Genomic DNA, 17,339 nt, shown 5'->3' with positions numbered 1-17,339 from the left:
TTACCCGCGGCGGGGGTTGAAGTCCAGGAGGACCTTGCCGTCCTGCTGCAGGCGGGCGAGGGCCTCGGGGAAGTCCGCGGCCCTGTAGACGGGAGCCGGGGGCAGGGTCAGCCTGCCCTCGGCGACCAGGCGCGCGGACTCCGCGCCGAGGGCCGGATGGCGGGGCAGGTACTTGTCCTCGTACATCCAGAACTCGGTCGTGGTGATGTTCTTCGCCCGCAGTACGTTGCGGTCGGGGGCGAAGGGCTCGCCGCTCATGTAGCCGTAGAGCACCAGCAGGGCGCCCTCGGTCAGCACGTCCAGAAGCAGCGAGGTGGCTTTCCCGCTGACGCCGTCGAGTCCCAGCAGCACCGGTTCGCCGCCGACGGCCGCCCGCACGCGGGTGGCCACGTCCGGGTGGTCGACGAATACGAGGTCGGCGCCCAGGTCCTGGAGCTCGGTGACCAGGTTCTCGCGCCGGACGATGTTGATCGTGCGAAGTCCGCGCTCCCGGGCGAACGCGATGACGGACCGGCCGACCCCGCTGTTCGCCGCGTTCTGCACCACCCAGGATCCGGCCGGCAGATCACGCGACTCCACCAGCAGGCCCGCGGTGGTGGGGTTGACGGAGAGCATCGCGGCCTGTTCGAGGCCGATGGATCTGTCGACGGCCGTCAGCTTCGCCGCCTCCGTCAGGACCTGCTCGGACCAGGAGAAGGTGCCGAAGGGAAGCAGAACCGTGTCGCCGGGGCGGACCTGCGTCACGTCCGGCCCGACGGCCAGGACCGTGCCCGCTCCCTCGTTGCCGATCACACTGGGCAGCTCCGGGCGGACCGGATAGACGCCCCGTGCGAGCAGCAGGTCGTGGTGGTCGAGCGGGGCGTACTCGACCTGGACCAGCGCCTGGCCGGTGGCCGGAGCCTGTGGCTCGGGCAGGTCGACGACCTTCAGGCTCTGCTCGGGCTCCCCGTACTGCGTGAGCTGAATCGCGAGCATGTGACTCGTCTCCTCGCACCGGATGCCTGCGCCCGGGCCACCCGTCGCCGCCGACACCTCGCCGCTCACCCACACTGCCGTATGCGGCCCGGCCCCGCATCACGTGCGGTGCGTGGTGGTACGCGGCGCACAACTACGTGACCACCGGACACCGGCCGACGCGGTCATGGCGTCTGAGCGCGGCAACCGGAGAACGTGCGCTGCCCGGCCCCGCCGTGGGCCTGAACCGCCCGAGCGAGCAGGTCCTGCATGTCTCGCCGCCCTCTCCGGTCGCTTCTTCGACAGGGGAGAACACCGTCGGAACCACGGTCCGGCACGGGCTGTCCCACGGCATCCCGTGCGGTCCGTAGTCCGCGGCCGCCCTGATCCCGTGCGCCCCACTGGATCCAGTCAATGGACCCGAGGTGCCCGCTGTGGTTCCATGGCGGAGTGTTGCCCAGCACTTACACGAATCAGGACTGCCCGCTGGCGCGCGCACTCGAGGTGGTCGGTGAGCGCTGGACGCTGCTGGTGATGCGCGACGCCTTCTACGGTGTCCGCCGCTTCAACGACTTCTCCGCGCACCTCGGCGCGCCCCGGTCCGTGCTGAGCGCCCGGCTGGCCGCCCTGGTCGACGCAGGCCTGCTCGAACGCCGGCCCGACCCGGAGCACGGCGGGCGCCGGCTGTACGAGGTGACGGACAAGGGGAAGACGCTGTGGCCGCCGCTGTACGCCCTGCGCGCCTGGGGCGAGGCGTATGCGGCCGGTGACCGCGAGCCCCGCCGGACGTTCACGCATGCACACTGCGGCGAGCCGCTCGACCCCACCGCACGCTGTGCCGCGTGCGACGTGGTCCCGGAGCCGCAGGACGTCATGGTGAGCTCCCTGGAGACCCCGGGCGAGGGCGCGTACACGGATCCGGTCGAGCTCGGGCTGCGCGAGCCCCATCGCCTGCTCGATCCCCTTCCGGGCACGGACGCCCGGCCGGGAAGGCGGCCGCAGGCCCGCTGACCGTGGCACAGGGCGCAAGGTGGGTGCCGCCGCCGGTGCGCACTTGGTCTGCACCATTGACATGTACGCGCGCCGGGGCCTTCAATGCGGCTCACCCGCATATGTATCCGACGGTCACGTATGAGGAAGGCCCCCGCATGCTCACCCCCCACCCGCACCTCGCCTGGCCCCGCACCCTGTTAAGACTGTTCGCCCTGGTCGCGGTCGTACTCGGCATCCAGGCCGGCCCCGCCCACAACGCGCACGCCGCCACCACCGTCAACGTGATCGCCTTCTACGACGGCACGTACGACGCCGCACACATCAGCTTCGACCACGAGGCCAACACCTGGTTCCCGCAGGCCGGCGCGCAGAACGGCTTCACGTACACCGCGACCACGGACTGGAGCCGGCTCAACGCCTCGACCCTGGCCAACTACCAGGTCGTCATGTTCCTCGACGACTATCCCCACACCGCCTCGCAGCAGTCCGCCTTCCAGACCTACGTGGCGGGCGGCGGCGGCTTCATCGGCTTCCACGTCTCCGCGTACAACGACAACACCAGCGACTGGCCCTGGTACCACAACACGTTCCTCGGCACCGGCACCTTCAAGAGCAACACCTGGGGGCCGACGCAGGAAACCCTGCAGATCGACGACCCCTCGCACCCGGCGACCGCGAACCTCCCGTCCACCATCACGTCCTCGGTGAGCGAGTGGTACAGCTGGCAGAACGACCTGCGGCAGAACCCGGCCATCGACATCCTCGCCTCGATGGCCCCGTCCACCTTCCCGATCGGCACCGACCCCAACCAGACCTGGTACAGCGGCTATTACCCGATCGTCTGGTCCAACCGCAACTACAAGATGGTCTACAACAACTTCGGCCACAACGCGATGGACTACACGACCAACACCGCACTGTCGTCGACGTTCGCGAGCGCCCAGCAGAACCAGCTCCTGCTCCAGGAGATCAAGTGGGCGTCCGGCCAGTCCGGTCCGGTCACCCCGCCCACGAGCGTCACCGGCCCGATCCACGGGTACGGCGGCAAGTGCGTGGACGTGGCGGGCGCGAGCAGCACCAACGGCACCGCCGTACAGCTCTACGACTGCAACGGCACCACCGCGCAGAACTGGACGGTAGGCAGCTCCGGCACGCTCGCCGCGCTCGGCAAGTGCATGGACGTCACCGGGGCGGGCACCGCCGACGGCACCAAGGTGCAGCTGTACGACTGCAACGGCACGGGATCACAGGTCTGGCAGGCCGGCACGAACGGCTCCCTGGTCAATCCGCAGTCGGGCAAGTGCCTCGACGCCACCGGACCGAGCTCGGCCAACGGCACCCGGCTCCAGATCTGGTCCTGCTCGGGAGCCGCCAACCAGAACTGGACCCTCCCTTCCTGAACCACCCGGTACTTCCACGAGACGCGGGCATGCCACCACGCAGCACACGGCATGCCCGCGTCTCACGCAGTCCCCGAGAAGGGCACCTCCGCGAGCAAAGGGGCAGGCGTCAGCGCCGTTCACCTTAGGTTGCAGGCCCAAGGGCATCTCCGCAGGCGGCACGTCGGTATACGGTCCGTAGCGCTTGCCCCGACAGAAGTGGCTCACCGTCAATGGAGATTCCGGCCGAACCCGCCGCGCAGGCGCCGCGCGGACGGCAGCCGGGACCGACATGACGCGGCTCCCGCTGTCGGCCCGGCGGCAGAGCCGCGGTGAACCTTCGATCGGGAGTCGACAGGTCACCCCAGCGCCGCCCCCGTACGTCGCCCTGTCACTCCACTGCTCCGAGGTGCCCTGTGGCCATGCCTTCTCCTGCCTCGTCCCCGTCCGCGCCGCCCGACACCGGCAACCGGCACATCACGGCCACCATCGTGCTGGCCTGCCTCGGGGTCTTCGTCTCCTACCTGCCGGTCGTCGGTGTCTCCGTCGCGCTCCCCGTCATGCAACAGGCACTCGACGCCTCCACCGAGGGCCTGCAGTGGATCACCGACGCCTTCATCCTGCCGACCGCGGCCCTGCTGCTGACCTGCGGCATGGTGGGTGACCTGTACGGCCGCAAGAAGACGTATCTCGCCGGGCTCGCGCTGTTCTGCCTCGGCTGCCTGGTCTGCCTGACCGCCGGCAGCGTCGTACAGGTCTGTGTGGGCCAGGCCCTCACCGGCGTCGGCACCGCCGCGCTGCTTCCGTCCACACTCGCCCTGATCGGCCATGTCATCCCGGACCCCCGCAAACGCGCCCGCGCGATAGCCCTGTGGACGGCCGCCCTCGGCCTCGGACTGACCCTCGGCCCGGTGGTCAACGGCGTGATCGTGGCGCACGCGAGCTGGCGCTGGATCTTCCTGCCCTCGCTCGTCCTCGCCGTGGTCACGGCCGTGATCGGCGCCGTCGTCCTGACCGACTCCCGCTCGGACCGCGAACGCCACCTGGACATCCCCGGCCAGCTGCTGGCCGTCGTCGCCATCACCGGACTGGTCTACGGCGTCATCGAGGGCGGCAGCGCCGGCTGGTCGTCCGCGCAGGTCGTGATCGCCTTCGTGGCCGCCGCACTCGGCGCCGTCGGCTTCGTCCTCGTGGAACTCCGCTCCGCCTGCCCGATGCTGGACATGCGCCTCTTCAAGTCGTCGGCGTTCTCCGGCGCGGCGCTCGTCATGGCCGTCACCCTGTTCGCCCAGGTCGGCCTGGTCTTCGCGCTCAGCGAGTACTTCGGGCTCGTCCACCACGCCTCGACGCTGGACATCGGCATCCGCCTCATCGCCATCAACGGCTTCACCGTGGTGCTCGGCCCGCTGGTCGGACGGCTGATGAACCGGGCCACGCCCGGCCTGCTGCTGGTCACCGGTCTGGTGATCGGCGGGATCGGGGCGCTCCTCATGAACGCCTTCCAGGCCGACACCGGCACGGGCGAGGCCGCCCTGGTCATCGGCGTCCTCGGCATCGGCATCGCGCTCGCCATGGCACCGATCACCACCATCGCCATGGACGCCCTGCCGCACCGGTTCGGGGGCACCGCCGCCGCGGCCAACAGCGCGCTCCGCCAGATCGGCAGCGCCCTCGGCCCCGCGGTCTTCGGCGTCATCCTCACCCACCGCACCCTGGCCACCCTGCCCGGACACCTCGCCGCGTCCGGGCTGAGCCCCGCCGACCAGGGCCAGGTGAGCGGACTGGTGTCGAACGTCGGCATCCAGGCGGGCGCCTTCCTGCACCTGAAGACCCCGGCGAGCACCGGACAGGCGCAGGCCGCCTACGGCGCGAGCTTCACCGACGCCCTGCACACCTGCGCCCTCGTCGGCGGCATCGGGATGCTGGTGGCCGCGGTGATCGCCGTGGCGTTCATCGGGATCCGCCCGGCGCGGGCCCCGCAGACGGCGCCGGAGGCGGCGACGCACCCCGCCGGGGCCGCGAGCTGACGTACTGAAGTACTGAAGTACTGAAGTACTGACGACAGCACAGAGCGGTCGGCCGCCGGACGGCGGCCGACCGCTCTGTGCCGGTCAGCACCCCTTAACGCGCGAGGAGTTCCAGCGTGTCGATCACGCGGTTCGAGAAACCCCACTCGTTGTCGTACCAGGCGACCACCTTGACGTGGCGGCCGTCGACGCGGGTGAGGGCCGAGTCGAAGATCGACGAGGCCGGGTTGCCGGTGATGTCCGACGACACCAGCGGGTCGTCGGAGTACTCGAGGACGCCCGCGAGCGGCCCCTCCGCCGCCGCGCGGTACGCGGCCAGCACGTCGTCGCGCGTCACGTCACGGGACACGGTCGTGTTGAGCTCCACGATCGAGCCCACCGGCACCGGTACCCGGATCGAGTCGCCCGACAGCTTGCCTTCGAGGTTCGGCAGCACCAGACCGATCGCCTTGGCGGCACCCGTCGTGGTCGGCACGATGTTGACCCCGGCGGCACGGGCGCGCCGCGGGTCGCGGTGCGGGCCGTCCTGGAGGTTCTGCTCCTGCGTGTAGGCGTGCACCGTGGTCATGAACCCGTGCTCGATACCGGCGAGTTCGTCGAGGACGGCGGCGAGCGGCGCGAGCGCGTTGGTCGTGCACGAGGCGTTGGAGACGATCGTGTGCAGCTCCGCGTCGTACGCGTCGGTGTTCACGCCGTACGCCAGCGTCACGTCGGCACCGTCCGACGGCGCGCTGACCAGCACCTTGCGTGCGCCCGCGTCGAGGTGGGCACGGGCGGCCTTCGCCGAGGTGAAGCGGCCGGTCGACTCCAGCACGATGTCCACGCCGAGCTCGGCCCACGGCAGCTGCGCCGGCTCGCGCTCGGCGAGCACCTTGATGCGCCGGCCGTCGACGACGAGGACGTCCCCGTCGACGCTCACCGGGCGCCCGAGGCGGCCGGCCGTGGAGTCGAAGGCGAGCAGCCGCGCGAGGGCGGCCGGTTCCGTGAGGTCGTTGACGGCGACGATCTCCAGGCTGCTGTCCCGCTCCAGCAGGGCCCGCAGCACATTGCGTCCGATGCGGCCGAATCCGTTGACGGCGATACGAGTCATAAGTGGTGTCCCTTCGCTACGCCTCCAGGTTCGCGGCCCCCGCCTGTCCGTGACAGCGGCGAGATCGCCATGGTTCGAAAGGATCCCGCCACAGCCGCCACAACCCCGCAGAGCCTTCGGCTACTCGCCCTTGGTGAAGGTGCGCCGGTAGTCGCTCGGCGTCGTGCCGAGAATCCGCTGGAAGTGCAGCCGCAGGTTCGCCCCGGTGCCGAGACCGACGTCGTCGGCGATCTGCTCCACGCTCCGCTCCGACCGTTCCAGGAGTTCCCGGGCCGTGTCGATCCGGGCGCGCATCACCCACTGCATGGGCGTGTACCCGGTGTCCTCCACGAACCGCCGCGAGAAGGTACGCGCCGACACCCCCGCATGCCGGGCGAGCGCGTCCAGGGTGAGCGCCTCGCCGAGCCGGTGCAGCGCCCACTCGCGGGTCGCGGCGAACCGCTCACCGAGCGGCTCGGGCACACTGCGCGGCACGTACTGCGCCTGACCGCCGCTGCGGTAGGGGGCGGCCACCAGCCGGCGGGCCGCGTGGTTGGAGGCGGCCACGCCGAGGTCGCCGCGCAGGATGTGCAGGCACAGGTCGATCCCCGAGGCCGCGCCGGCCGACGTCAGCACGCTGCCCTCGTCGACGAACAGCACGTTCTCGTCGACCTTGACCAGTGGATGCCTCTCGGCGAGGGCCCGCGTGTAGTGCCAGTGCGTGGTGACGCGCCTGCCGTCGAGCAGCCCGGTCGCGGCGAGCGCGAAGGCCCCGGTCGAGATGGCGGCCAGCCGGGCCCCTCGCTCGTGCGCGGCGAGCAGCGCGTCCACGACCGCCGGCGGCGGATCCTCCCGGTCCGGGAACCGGTACCCGGGCACGAACACGATCTCCGCCCACTCCAGCGCTTCGAGGCCATGCGCCACGTGGTACGACAGCCCGTCACCCCCGGTGACCAGACCGGGCGCCGCACCGCACACCCGCACCTCGTACGGCATGCTCGCCCGGGTCGTGAACACCTGCGCCGGGATACCGACGTCGAGGGGCTTCGCCCCCTCCAGCACAAGGACGGCGACGCGATGCAGGCGGACAGGAGGCACATCGAACAGGGTACGAGGACCCGCCGCACGCCCGGCGCACTCCGTCCACCGGCCTCGGTACTAGTTCGGGTGGCGGCCCGCGGGTGACGACTGCGGCCGGCCGCCGGCGCCGGATGATGGAGCCATGTCTGGAGCGGACGCAGAGGTGCCGGTGCTGATCGTCGGCGGGGGGCCGGTCGGGCTCACCGCGCGGGCGCTGCTGGCGCGCTGGGGTGTGCCGGCCCTGCTGGTCGAGAAGCACCGGGAGCTGTCCCCGTTTCCCCGGTCCCGCCTGGTCAACGTGCGGTCCATGGAGATCTTCCGGCAGCTCGGGATCGCCGCCGGGGTGACGGCGGACGCGTTCGCACCCGAGTACGGACGGGTGCGCTTCCGGGACACCCTGTACGACCCGGACTTCGCCAGCGCCGCGATGGTCGGGGTGCGGGCCCCGGTCGCCGAGAGCCCGGTCGTCGGCGTGGTCACCTCGCAGGACCGGCTGGAGCCCACCCTGCTCGCCGCCGCCGGGGGAGAGGTGCGGTTCGGGACCGGGCTCCTGGATCTGGAGGAGGACGCGGAGGGCGTCCGCGCCGTGCTCGTCGACGCCGAGGACGGCGCGGAGACCCGCGTCCGGGCCCGGTACGTGGTCGCCGCCGACGGCGCGAACTCCACCGTCCGCGAGCGGCTGGGCATCGCCACCGCCGGCCCCGGAGCGCTCGGCGACTACACCACCGTCGTGTTCGACGCCGACCTGGCCCGCTGGTGCGCGCACCAGCCCGCCGGGGTCTACTTCACCGCGTTCGGCACCTTCACCCCGCTCTACCCGGAGGGCGGCTGGGCCTGGTTCGGCGCCACTCCCGAGGGCACCGGGCGGGCAGACTGGTCCGGCCGCGTCTCGCACGCGCTCGGCCCCGGTGCCGCGGTACGGGCCGACGTGGTGCGGGTCCAGCACTGGTCGATGACCGCGTACGTCGCTGAGCGCTTCGGGCGGGGCCGGGTGCTGCTGGCCGGCGACGCCGCGCACGCCGTCCCGCCGATCGGCGGCCTCGGTATGAACGCCGGCGTCGCGGACGCGCACAACCTGTCCTGGAAACTGGCCGGCGTGCTGCAGGGCTGGGCCGCCCCCGCCCTGTTGGAGACTTACGAGACAGAGCGGCGGCCGGTGGCCCGCGAGACCCTCCGCCAGGCGGTCGCCAACACCCACCTCCTGCTCCAGGTGCAGAACCTGCGCAAGGAACAGCTCCGCAGCGGCTCGTCGGCGAAGGTCGAACTACCCTGGTCGGAAAGGTACTTCGCACAGCTGGGCCTGGTGCTCGGCACGGTGTACGACTCCGCCGCCGTCCTCGGCCATGACGGCGGCCCGGCCGAGTCCGGTACCGAGTACGTGCCCACCGCGGAGCCGGGCCACCGCATGCCCCACCACTGGCTCAGCCCCGACCGTTCCACACTCGACGCGTTCGGCGAGTGGTTCACCGTGCTCACCCCGGACCCCGGCCGCTGGCGGCAGCATGCCACCGGGCGATGGCCGCTGCGTGTCGAACCGCTGCCCCGGGAACACGCCGAGGCCTACGGCCTGAGTCCGCACGGCGGCGCGGTCCTCGTCCGCCCCGACGGCCACATCGCCGCCCGCTGGGCCGACCCCCCGGCGGCCGGCTCGGCCCTCCACGACGCCCTGGCCGCCGTCACGTCGTGCGCGGCGGGGCGGTGCTGTCCCTGATCACCAGGCGGGCCGGGACGAGGTCGGTGCCGGGGCGGGAGTCGTCGCGGGTGCGGATCTGGCGCAGGACGCCCTCCACACAGCGGCGGCCGACCTCGGCGAAGTCCTGGTGCACGGTGGTGAGGGGCGGGATGAAGAAGGCCGCGTCCGGGGTGTCGTCGAAGCCCACCACGCTGATCTCCGCCGGAACGGACCGGCCCCGTTCGTGGAAGGCGCGCAGCAGGCCAAGGGCCATCTGGTCGTTGGACGCGAACACGGCGGTACAGTCCGGCTCTTCGGCGAGCGCCAGCCCGGCCGCATAACCGGACTCGGCCGACCAGTCGCCGCGCCGGGGCGCCGGAACCGGACACCCCGCCGCCTCCAGCACCGCCCGCCAGGCCTGGGTACGGCGCTGTGCCGCGTACGAGGACTCGGGACCCGCCACATGCCACACCGTCCGGTGGCCCAGCTCCAGCAGGTGCCGTACGGCCCTGCGCGCGCCGTCGGCCTGGTCGGTGTCGACCACGCTGTAGCGGTCCCCGGCGTCCGAGTCCACGACCACCACTTGGACACCGGGCGGCAGTTGCACGGTGGCCGTGTCGAGCAGGTGGATCTCCATGATGACGATGACGGCGTCCACCGCCAGCTCGCCCATCCGCGTGAAGGCGCCCAGCACGTTGTCCTGCGTGGCCACGTCGATGGGGATGAGCGTGATCGCGTAGCCCTCGGCCGCGGCATGCGTGGCGATCGCCTCCACAGTGCGGCTGTTGCCCGTGGAGGACAGGCTGAACAGGATCACGCCGATGGTGTTGAACCTGCCGTAACGCAGGGCGCGGGCCGCGCTGTTGGGCCGGTAGCCGAGCTCCCGCATCGCGGCCAGCACCTGCTCCCGGGTGGAGCTGATCACCCCGGGATGCCCGTTGGAGACCCGAGACACCGTCTGCGAGGAGACACCGGCGAGCTTGGCGACGTCCGCCATGGAGACACCCTGCTTGCGGCGCCCGCCGGGCACCCCCGACCCGCCCCGTCGCGCACCGCCCGCGGCCGGCGTGACCTGCTGCTCCGGCCCGTTCAGGTCCATCGCCTCACCCCTCAAGTCTCCTTCGCACACCGGATGTTACGGAGCGGGAAACCTTGACGGCCGCAGGAGCGGATGCCACGATTCCGACGCTTTCGAGTTTACGTAAACATCGCCGCGTGACCAGCCCGGACGGAGATCCCGTCGGCGCGGTCGCAGAGGAGATGTTCACGTGAACATGCCGCGTCGATGTTTACGTAAACACGCGGTCGGGCCCGCGAGCCCGTGCGTCGAGCCGCCGTCTTCCGAAAGGGCACGTTGATGCGCAAGACCCCCGCCAGAACCCGTATCGCCCCCCGCACCCGTGCCGCCCTCGCGGCGGTCGCGATCGCCGCGGTCGGCGCCACGACCCTCACCGGCAGCCCCGCCGCGGCCTCCGCCGCCGCACCAGGCCACGGCACCAGCCAGTTCAAGGGCGTCAACTGGGCCGACCCGCGCGACAACTACGCCGACGACCCCGTGGTCCTGTCCGGCCTGTCGCTCTCCGACAGCTACGCCCAGACCTACGCCAAGGCGACACGGGTGATCGCGGCCTTCCGCGCCAACCTCGGCGCCAACACCGTACGGCTGCCCATCAACCCGTACACGGTCAACGGCGCGTACTGGAAGTCGTACCGCGGGGTCATCGACGCGGCCTCGGCACAGGGCTTCAAGGTGATCGTCTCCTACTGGGAGGGCACCGGCGCCAACAAGGACGGCTTCATCGACGACGAGGCCACCTACTGGCCCATGTGGGACACCGTGGTGAAGGCCTACCGGCACGACCCGCACGTCTACTTCGAGCCGATGAACGAGCCGCACGGCTACACCGACGCCGAGTGGGCCGACCTGGCGGCGAAGTGGCTGGCGACCTACCCGTCCGTGCCGCACGACCGCGTCTTCGTCAGCGGCGCCGGCTACAACGACCACGTCACCACCGTCTGCGCCGACCCGCGCCTGAAGGGCACCTACCTCTCCCTCCACCACTACGGCTTCTGGAAGAGCTACGCCACCTACGACCAGTGGGTGGCCGACCTGAAGGAGCGGCTCGGCGACTGCGCGAACCGCACGGTCGCCGACGAGTTCGGCGCCCCGATGACCACGGGCCTCGACTACGACAAGCCCGCTCCCGACGACAACTCCGTCAACTTCATCCAGGCCGACACGGACACCTTCCGCAAGCTCGGCATGGGCTCGGTGTACTGGCCGGGCCTGCGCACCGACGACACGTACTCCATCCAGAAACTGATCGGCGACGCGTCACGGCCCTGGCTGGCCACCACCAACCAGTCCGGCGCCGACCGCCTCGCCTGGGCCTGGGGCCGCGGCAGGCCGGTGACCGGCTGACCGACTCCACGGCGGCCGCGGTGTCCACGAGCGCCGCGGCCGCCGTGAAGCAGGCGGCCTGTCGTACTCTGCTGGGACATGCCTGAGCAGGTTGGGTGAACTCGGCGGCCGCTCGGCAGCGCCCCGAAGGGGCGCGGGGCTGTATTGCATGTGCGGCTACCGCCGCGTGCGCGCGACCAGCCACGACGGCGGCGCGGACGAAGGTCGGCGCATCGCGGCAAGGCCAGCGAAGCACTCAGGGCTCCCGTGGAGGCCTACGGCTGGAGACGGCGCACATACGTCAGCCCCGGCCGGCCGGACAGCCGTGTCTCACCGGTCACCGTGAATCCGGTCCGGGCCAGGACGGCTCGGGACGCCGTGTTGTCGAGGGTGGTGGCGGCCCGCAGGGTGGTCAGGCCGTAAGGGTCGACGGCACGCCGGCTCACCTCGCGCACGGCCGCGGTGGCGAGGCCCTGCCCGGCGGCCCGCTCCGCGATCCGGTAGCCCAGGTCGGCGCCGCCGTCCTCGACGTCCACCAGATTGACCCGCCCCAGCACCTCGCCCGCGGCGTCGACCAGCACATGGAAGTAGCAGATCCCGGCCTCCTGCTCAGCCAGCAGCGCCCGGAGCCGCTCGTCGAACCGGGCGAAGTAGTCGTCGCCGCGATCAGGGATGGTCGCCGCGAAATAGGCGCGGTTCTCCTGCTCGAAGGCGAGCAGTGCCGGAAGGTGTTCCGGGCGGAGCAACTGGAGTTCGCTCATGGGGAGGACGGTAGGCACCCCGGCCGTCCGCCCGCCAGCGCATTAGGGCTTGCGCAGGTCCTTCACCCGGCGGAGCTTGCCGACCGAGCGCTCCAGGGTCTCCGGTTCGACGACGGCGACCTCCACGGTGACCCCGACGCCGTCCTTGATGCCCTGGGCGATGGTCCTGGTGGCGGCCTCACGGTCGGCGGGGCCGGCGTCCGGCCGTGCCTCCACCCGGACCGTCATGTGGTCCATCCGTCCGCGCCGGCTGATCTGGATCTGGAAGTGCGGGGCCACTCCCGGCGTTCGCAGCACGATCTCCTCCACCTGGCTGGGGAAGACGTTGACCCCCCGAAGGATGATCATGTCGTCGCACCGGCCGGTGATCTTCTCGATGCGGCGGAACCCGGGACGCGCCGTACCGGGCAGCAGCCGGGTCAGGTCCCGGGTGCGGTAGCGGATGATCGGCAGCGCCTCTTTCGTGAGCGAGGTGAAGACCAGCTCGCCGCTCTCGCCCTCGGCCTGCACCTCGTCGCCCAGCGGGTCCACGACCTCCGGGTAGAAGTGGTCCTCCCAGACGTGCAGCCCGTCCTTGGTCTCCACGCACTCCTGCGCGACCCCGGGGCCGATGACCTCGGACAGCCCGTAGATGTCGACCGCGTGGATGTCCAGGCGCTCCTCGATCTCGCGGCGCATCTCCTCCGTCCACGGCTCCGCGCCGAAGATGCCGACCTTCAGGGAGGTGGAGCGGGGATCGATGCCCTGCTTCTCGAACTCGTCGAGGAGGGTGAGCATGTAGGAGGGCGTGACCATGATGATCTCGGGCTTGAAGTCCTGGATGATCTGGACCTGGCGGGCGGTCATGCCGCCGGAGGCGGGGATCACGGTGCAGCCGGCGCGTTCGGCGCCGTAGTGGGCGCCCAGACCGCCGGTGAACAGGCCGTAGCCGTAGGAGACATGGACCTTGTGGCCCGGGCGGCCGCCCGCGGCCCGGATGGAACGGGCGACGACGTCCGCCCACATGGACAGGTCGTTGTCGGTGTAGCCGACCACGGTGGGGCGGCCGGTGGTACCGCTGGAGGCATGCACACGCCGCACCTCGGACATCGGCACCGCGAACATGCCGAAGGGGTAGGTGTCCCGCAGGTCCGCCTTGGTCGTGAAGGGGAAGCGGGCGAGGTCGGCGAGGGTGTGGCAGTCGTCCGGGCGCACCCCGGCCGCGTCGAACTTCTTGCGGTACAGCTCCACGTTGTCGTACGCGTGCCGCAGCGTCGTGCGCAGCCTGGTGAGCTGGAGCGCCCGGAGCTCCTCGCGGGACATCCGCTCGGCGTCGTCCAGCAGTGCCTCGGGAAGCGGCTCTCCCCGGCGGCTGCCCCTGGGCCCGGACACGGTCACTTCGCTGCTCATTGCGGCTCCTCATTCTGCGTGCGGAGGGTGCGACTGCGGCCGCGGAACTCCGCGATCACCTCGTCGCCGCGCACGACACTCACGTCGTAGACACCGCTGCGGCCGAACCGGACGCGCTCCCGCGCGGTGGCGACCAGCACGTCGCCCTCGTACGCGGGCGCGACGAAGTCGATGTCGGCGCCGGCGGCGACGGTCACCGGACCGTGGCTGTTGCAGGCACAGGCGAACGCCGTGTCGGCGAGCAGGAACACATGCCCGCCGTGGGCGATCCGGTGTCCGTTGACCTGCGAGGCGGTCACGGTCATCCGCAGCACGGCCGTCCCCTCGCCGTGCTCCAGCAACTCGATTCCCAGCCGCCGGGACGCCTCGTCCGCGGCGAACATCGTCTCGACGGGGCCAGGTGTCGTCCCGGGTACCTGGGTCGTCATTTCCACCACCTTGTGAACCGACCGAACATTCGGTTAGCGTGCGGTTCGGCCAAGGTAATCCAGCAACACACCTGCATGTCAAGAGGTGGACCGCAGGCCGCGGAAGCGCCCGCGCCACCCTGCCCGACGCCGTCTTCGCCACCGGCGGCTGTGCCGTCCCGAAGCCGCGGCGACCCGTCCACCCCGAAGCCGAGGAGACCGCCCGATGCCCGACGTCTACCTGATCGACGGGGCCCGCACCCCGCAGGGCCGCCACGGCGGCGCCCTGGCAGCCGTACGGCCCGACGACCTCGCCGCCCTCGTCGTCGGCGAGGCCGTCCGGCGCGCCGGGATCCCGGGCGAGGCCGTGGACGAGGTGATCCTCGGCGCGGCCAACCAGGCCGGCGAGGACAACCGGGACGTGGCCCGGATGGCGGTGTTGCTCGCCGGACTGCCGCACACCGTGCCCGGCTACACCGTCAACCGGCTGTGCGCGTCGGGCCTGACCGCCGTGGCCTCCGCGGCCCAGACGATCCGGGCCGGCGAGGCGGACCTCGTGATCGCCGGGGGAGTGGAGTCCATGACCCGGGCGCCCTGGGTCATGGAGAAGCCCGGCACCCCGTGGGCCAAGCCGGGGCAGGTGTACGACACCGCCCTGGGCTGGCGGTTCACCAACCCGCGCTTCACCGCCGCCGACCGCGCCGTGCCCGGGGACGCCGGACCCGGGGCGGTCAAGGTCACGCTCTCCATGGGCGAGACCGCGGAAGAGGTCGCCGCCCTCGACGGCATCACCCGCGCCGACTCCGACGCCTTCGCCCTCCGCAGCCACCAGCGGGCCGTGGCCGCCCAGGAGGCGGGCCGCTTCGACCGCGAGATCGTGTCCGTACCGGTGCGCGACGGCGAGGTCACCCGGGACGAGGGTCCCCGCCCCTCGACCACCCTGGAGAAGCTGGGCTCCCTGCGCACCGTCTTCCGCGCGGACGGTGTCGTCACGGCGGGCTCCTCCTCGCCGCTGTCCGACGGCGCGGCGGCCCTGGTGGTCGCGAGTGCCGAGGCGGTCGAGCGGTACGGCCTCACCCCGCGGGCCCGGATCGTCGCCTCGGCCTCCGCCGGTGTGCAGCCCGACCTCATGGGTCTGGGCCCGGTCCCCGCCACCGAGAAGGCCCTGGCCCGCGCCGGCTGGCAGACCGGCGACCTGGACGCCGTGGAGCTCAACGAGGCCTTCGCCGTCCAGGCGCTGGCGGTGATCCGCCGCCTCAAGCTCGACGAGGACAGGGTCAACGCCGATGGCGGGGCCATCGCCCTCGGTCATCCGCTCGGCTGCTCCGGCGCCCGCATCCTGCTCACCCTGCTCGGCCGCCTCGAAAGAGAGAACGGCCGCCGCGGCCTGGCCACGCTCTGCGTCGGCGTGGGCCAAGGCGTCGCGCTGCTCGTGGAGCGGGTGTGAGCATGTCGTACGACACCCTGCTGGTCGAGGAGCGCGCCGACCGGGTCGTCGTCACCCTGCACCGGCCCGAGGCCCGCAACGCCATCAGCGGCCGGATGATCAGCGAACTGCACCAGGTCTGCGAGCGGCTGGAGCGGGATCCCAAGCTGCTGCTCCTGACCGGCCACGGCGGGGTCTTCGCGGGCGGCGCCGACATCGCCGAACTGCTGGAGCGCGGCCGGGAGCAGGCGCTGCAGGGCATCAACAGCCGGTTGTTCGAACGCGTCCGGCGGCTGCCCATGCCCACCCTGGCCGCCGTCGAGGGCTGGGCCCTGGGCGGCGGGGCCGAGCTGGCCTACGCCTGTGACCTGCGGATCGCCGGCCCCGGTGCGGTCTTCGGCAATCCCGAGCCCGGTCTCGGCATCCTCGCGGCGGCCGGCGCCTGCTGGCGGCTGCCGGAACTGGTCGGGGAGTCGGTCGCCAAGCAGATCCTGCTCGCCGGCCGCAATCTCGACGCGCCGGCCGCGCTCGCCGCGGGCCTGGTCATCGACGTCGTTCCCGCCGAGGAGCTGCCGGCGGCGGCCCACGCGCTGCTCGACCGGATGGCTCGGTCCTCGGCCACGGCCCTGCGGCTGACGAAGCTCGTCGTCGACTCGCCCGGCGCCCACCCCGTCGCCGACGACCTGGCACAGGCCGTGCTCTTCGAGGGCCAGGACAAGAGGGACCGCATGACGCGTTTCCTGGAGAAGAACGCGTCGAAGAACACGTTCGAGAGCGCGTCGAAGAACAAGAACACGTCGGAGAACCCGGAGCAGGAGAGGAGCCGCGCATGACGTCGGCACCCAGGACCGTCGCGGTCATCGGCGGCGGCCGCATGGGCGCGGGGATCGCCCAGTCCTTCGCCACCGCCGGCTCGGCCGTCACCGTGGTGGAGAGCGGGGCGGAGGCCGCCGCCGCGGCGCTGGAGCGGATCGGCGGCAGCCTGCGGCGGGCTGCGGAGCGGGGACATCTGGCAGAGGCCGCGGAGCAGGTGGCCGGCCGGGTGACCGTCGTACCCACGGTGGCGGCCCTGCCGCCGGAGGCCGAGCTGGTCGTGGAGGCCGTACCCGAGGACGCTGCGCTCAAGGCCCGGCTCCTGAAGGCCGCCGAGGAGGCCGTGGGCGACACCACCGTGCTGGCCACCAACACCAGTTCCCTGTCGGTGACCGACCTGGCCGCCGTCCTCCGGCGCCCGGACCGCTTCCTCGGGATGCACTTCTTCAACCCGGTGCCCGCCTCCGCGCTCGTCGAGATCGTCGTCGCCCCCGGCACCGCCCCGCGCACCGTCGCGGCCGCCCTGGAATGGACCAGGGCGCTGGGCAAGCAGGACGTGGTCGTCAAGGACTCGCCCGGCTTCGCCAGCAGCCGCCTCGGCCTGGCCCTGGGGCTGGAGGCGATCCGCATGGTCGAGGAGGGGGTCGCCGGGCCCGAGGCCATCGACGACGCCATGCGGCTCGGCTACAAGCACCCCATGGGCCCGCTGCGCCTGACCGACCTGGTCGGACTCGACGTACGGCTCGCCATCGCCGAGTACCTGCACACGACCCTCGGCGACCGCTTCGCACCGCCGCAGCTGCTGCGCGACAAGGTGGCCCGCGGCGAACTCGGACACAAGACGGGGCAGGGTTTCTACACATGGTGACCGCGGTGGGCCGGTGCGGTGCGGTGCCCCTCTGCGGTGTTCCCCTTCGGTACACGGCAGCCGTGCTGCTCACCGCACTGATCGGCGCAGACCCTTGCCA

15 protein-coding genes are annotated in these 17,339 nt (G+C 71.8%); 8 read left to right on the top strand and 7 right to left on the bottom strand.

What is annotated here, in order from left to right; genetic code table 11:
- On the bottom strand, positions 1-975 hold the full coding sequence (locus tag KVT45_RS45935; protein ID WP_217555844.1) for a zinc-dependent alcohol dehydrogenase family protein: 975 nt from the start codon (positions 973-975) through the stop codon (positions 1-3).
- 429 nt (positions 976-1,404) lie between these two features.
- Here KVT45_RS45935 and KVT45_RS45930 point away from each other — a divergent pair, with 429 nt between their 5' ends.
- The 3 genes from KVT45_RS45930 to KVT45_RS45920 all read left to right on the top strand — a co-directional run bounded on the left by KVT45_RS45930 (position 1,405) and on the right by KVT45_RS45920 (position 5,353).
- On the top strand, positions 1,405-1,965 hold the full coding sequence (locus tag KVT45_RS45930; RefSeq protein WP_308311066.1) for a helix-turn-helix domain-containing protein: 561 nt from the start codon (positions 1,405-1,407) through the stop codon (positions 1,963-1,965).
- Between the two features lie 137 nt (positions 1,966-2,102).
- Positions 2,103-3,347, top strand: coding sequence for a ThuA domain-containing protein (locus tag KVT45_RS45925; protein ID WP_217555840.1), 1,245 nt, complete (start codon positions 2,103-2,105; stop codon positions 3,345-3,347).
- Positions 3,348-3,748: 401 nt separating this feature from the next.
- Complete coding sequence (locus KVT45_RS45920; protein WP_217555838.1) at positions 3,749-5,353, top strand: MFS transporter; 1,605 nt, start codon at positions 3,749-3,751, stop codon at positions 5,351-5,353.
- A 94-nt stretch (positions 5,354-5,447) separates the two neighbouring features.
- On the opposite strand, the gene gap is transcribed toward KVT45_RS45920, so the two are convergent.
- Positions 5,448-6,443 (bottom strand): type I glyceraldehyde-3-phosphate dehydrogenase, encoded by a 996-nt coding sequence (gap, locus tag KVT45_RS45915; RefSeq protein WP_217555836.1) that lies wholly within the window; start codon positions 6,441-6,443, stop codon positions 5,448-5,450.
- 120 nt (positions 6,444-6,563) lie between these two features.
- Positions 6,564-7,520, bottom strand: a complete 957-nt coding sequence (locus KVT45_RS45910) for a GlxA family transcriptional regulator (RefSeq protein WP_217555835.1) — start codon at positions 7,518-7,520, stop codon at positions 6,564-6,566.
- Between the two features lie 124 nt (positions 7,521-7,644).
- On the opposite strand from KVT45_RS45910, the gene KVT45_RS45905 reads away from it, so the two are divergent.
- Positions 7,645-9,213 carry an FAD-dependent monooxygenase gene (locus tag KVT45_RS45905; RefSeq protein WP_217555833.1) on the top strand — a complete coding sequence of 523 codons (1,569 nt, stop codon included), beginning with the start codon at positions 7,645-7,647 and terminating at the stop codon, positions 9,211-9,213.
- Here the strand turns inward: KVT45_RS45905 and KVT45_RS45900 are convergent.
- A complete protein-coding gene (locus KVT45_RS45900; RefSeq protein ID WP_217555882.1) occupies positions 9,179-10,171 on the bottom strand; it encodes a LacI family DNA-binding transcriptional regulator in 993 nt (330 codons plus the stop codon). The two genes, KVT45_RS45905 and KVT45_RS45900, sit on opposite strands and share 35 nt — an antisense overlap.
- Before the next feature lie 360 nt (positions 10,172-10,531).
- Between KVT45_RS45900 and KVT45_RS45895 the strand changes: the two genes are divergently transcribed.
- Positions 10,532-11,596 (top strand): glycoside hydrolase family 5 protein, encoded by a 1,065-nt coding sequence (locus KVT45_RS45895; RefSeq protein ID WP_217555831.1) that lies wholly within the window; start codon positions 10,532-10,534, stop codon positions 11,594-11,596.
- A 254-nt stretch (positions 11,597-11,850) separates the two neighbouring features.
- Here KVT45_RS45895 and KVT45_RS45890 read toward each other — a convergent pair whose 3' ends face one another.
- From KVT45_RS45890 to paaI, 3 genes are read right to left on the bottom strand one after another with little or no spacing between them, the layout of a single operon-like run.
- A complete protein-coding gene (locus KVT45_RS45890) occupies positions 11,851-12,336 on the bottom strand; it encodes a GNAT family N-acetyltransferase (RefSeq protein ID WP_217555829.1) in 486 nt (161 codons plus the stop codon).
- A gap of 42 nt (positions 12,337-12,378) precedes the next feature.
- A complete protein-coding gene (gene paaK / locus KVT45_RS45885; protein WP_217555827.1) occupies positions 12,379-13,725 on the bottom strand; it encodes a phenylacetate--CoA ligase PaaK in 1,347 nt (448 codons plus the stop codon).
- Positions 13,722-14,153 (bottom strand): hydroxyphenylacetyl-CoA thioesterase PaaI, encoded by a 432-nt coding sequence (gene paaI / locus KVT45_RS45880; RefSeq protein ID WP_217555826.1) that lies wholly within the window; start codon positions 14,151-14,153, stop codon positions 13,722-13,724. The genes paaK and paaI overlap by 4 nt, the downstream gene beginning before the upstream one ends.
- Before the next feature lie 205 nt (positions 14,154-14,358).
- On the opposite strand from paaI, the gene KVT45_RS45875 reads away from it, so the two are divergent.
- The 3 genes from KVT45_RS45875 to KVT45_RS45865 are packed head-to-tail and all read left to right on the top strand — an operon-like array spanning position 14,359 to position 17,239.
- On the top strand, positions 14,359-15,579 hold the full coding sequence (locus KVT45_RS45875; protein ID WP_217555824.1) for a thiolase family protein: 1,221 nt from the start codon (positions 14,359-14,361) through the stop codon (positions 15,577-15,579).
- A gap of 2 nt (positions 15,580-15,581) precedes the next feature.
- A complete protein-coding gene (locus KVT45_RS45870; RefSeq protein WP_217555822.1) occupies positions 15,582-16,391 on the top strand; it encodes an enoyl-CoA hydratase/isomerase family protein in 810 nt (269 codons plus the stop codon).
- Positions 16,388-17,239, top strand: coding sequence for a 3-hydroxyacyl-CoA dehydrogenase family protein (locus KVT45_RS45865; protein WP_217555821.1), 852 nt, complete (start codon positions 16,388-16,390; stop codon positions 17,237-17,239). Before KVT45_RS45870 ends, KVT45_RS45865 begins: the two co-directional genes overlap by 4 nt.
- The last annotated feature ends 100 nt before the right edge of the window (positions 17,240-17,339 follow it).

Source organism: Streptomyces sp. GbtcB6, assembly GCF_019091475.1.
In the GTDB taxonomy this organism is placed as follows: domain Bacteria; phylum Actinomycetota; class Actinomycetes; order Streptomycetales; family Streptomycetaceae; genus Streptomyces; species Streptomyces hyaluromycini.
The sequence above is the reverse complement of the archived record's forward strand: the minus strand, read 5'-3'. Positions and strand labels throughout refer to the sequence as shown.

Excerpts from the sequence above, each read along its gene's own strand:
- KVT45_RS45875 (WP_217555824.1), top strand. The coding sequence starts at position 14,359 with ATGCCCGACGTCTACCTGATCGACGGGGCCCGCACCCCGCAGGGCCGC.
- KVT45_RS45865 (WP_217555821.1), top strand. The coding sequence starts at position 16,388 with ATGACGTCGGCACCCAGGACCGTCGCGGTCATCGGCGGCGGCCGCATG.
- KVT45_RS45895 (WP_217555831.1), top strand. The coding sequence starts at position 10,532 with ATGCGCAAGACCCCCGCCAGAACCCGTATCGCCCCCCGCACCCGTGCC.
- paaK (WP_217555827.1), bottom strand. The coding sequence starts at position 13,725 with ATGAGCAGCGAAGTGACCGTGTCCGGGCCCAGGGGCAGCCGCCGGGGA.
- KVT45_RS45890 (WP_217555829.1), bottom strand. The coding sequence starts at position 12,336 with ATGAGCGAACTCCAGTTGCTCCGCCCGGAACACCTTCCGGCACTGCTC.
- KVT45_RS45870 (WP_217555822.1), top strand. The coding sequence starts at position 15,582 with ATGTCGTACGACACCCTGCTGGTCGAGGAGCGCGCCGACCGGGTCGTC.
- gap (WP_217555836.1), bottom strand. The coding sequence starts at position 6,443 with ATGACTCGTATCGCCGTCAACGGATTCGGCCGCATCGGACGCAATGTG.
- KVT45_RS45900 (WP_217555882.1), bottom strand. The coding sequence starts at position 10,171 with ATGGCGGACGTCGCCAAGCTCGCCGGTGTCTCCTCGCAGACGGTGTCT.
- paaI (WP_217555826.1), bottom strand. The coding sequence starts at position 14,153 with ATGACGACCCAGGTACCCGGGACGACACCTGGCCCCGTCGAGACGATG.
- KVT45_RS45925 (WP_217555840.1), top strand. The coding sequence starts at position 2,103 with ATGCTCACCCCCCACCCGCACCTCGCCTGGCCCCGCACCCTGTTAAGA.
- KVT45_RS45920 (WP_217555838.1), top strand. The coding sequence starts at position 3,749 with ATGCCTTCTCCTGCCTCGTCCCCGTCCGCGCCGCCCGACACCGGCAAC.
- KVT45_RS45905 (WP_217555833.1), top strand. The coding sequence starts at position 7,645 with ATGTCTGGAGCGGACGCAGAGGTGCCGGTGCTGATCGTCGGCGGGGGG.
- KVT45_RS45935 (WP_217555844.1), bottom strand. The coding sequence starts at position 975 with ATGCTCGCGATTCAGCTCACGCAGTACGGGGAGCCCGAGCAGAGCCTG.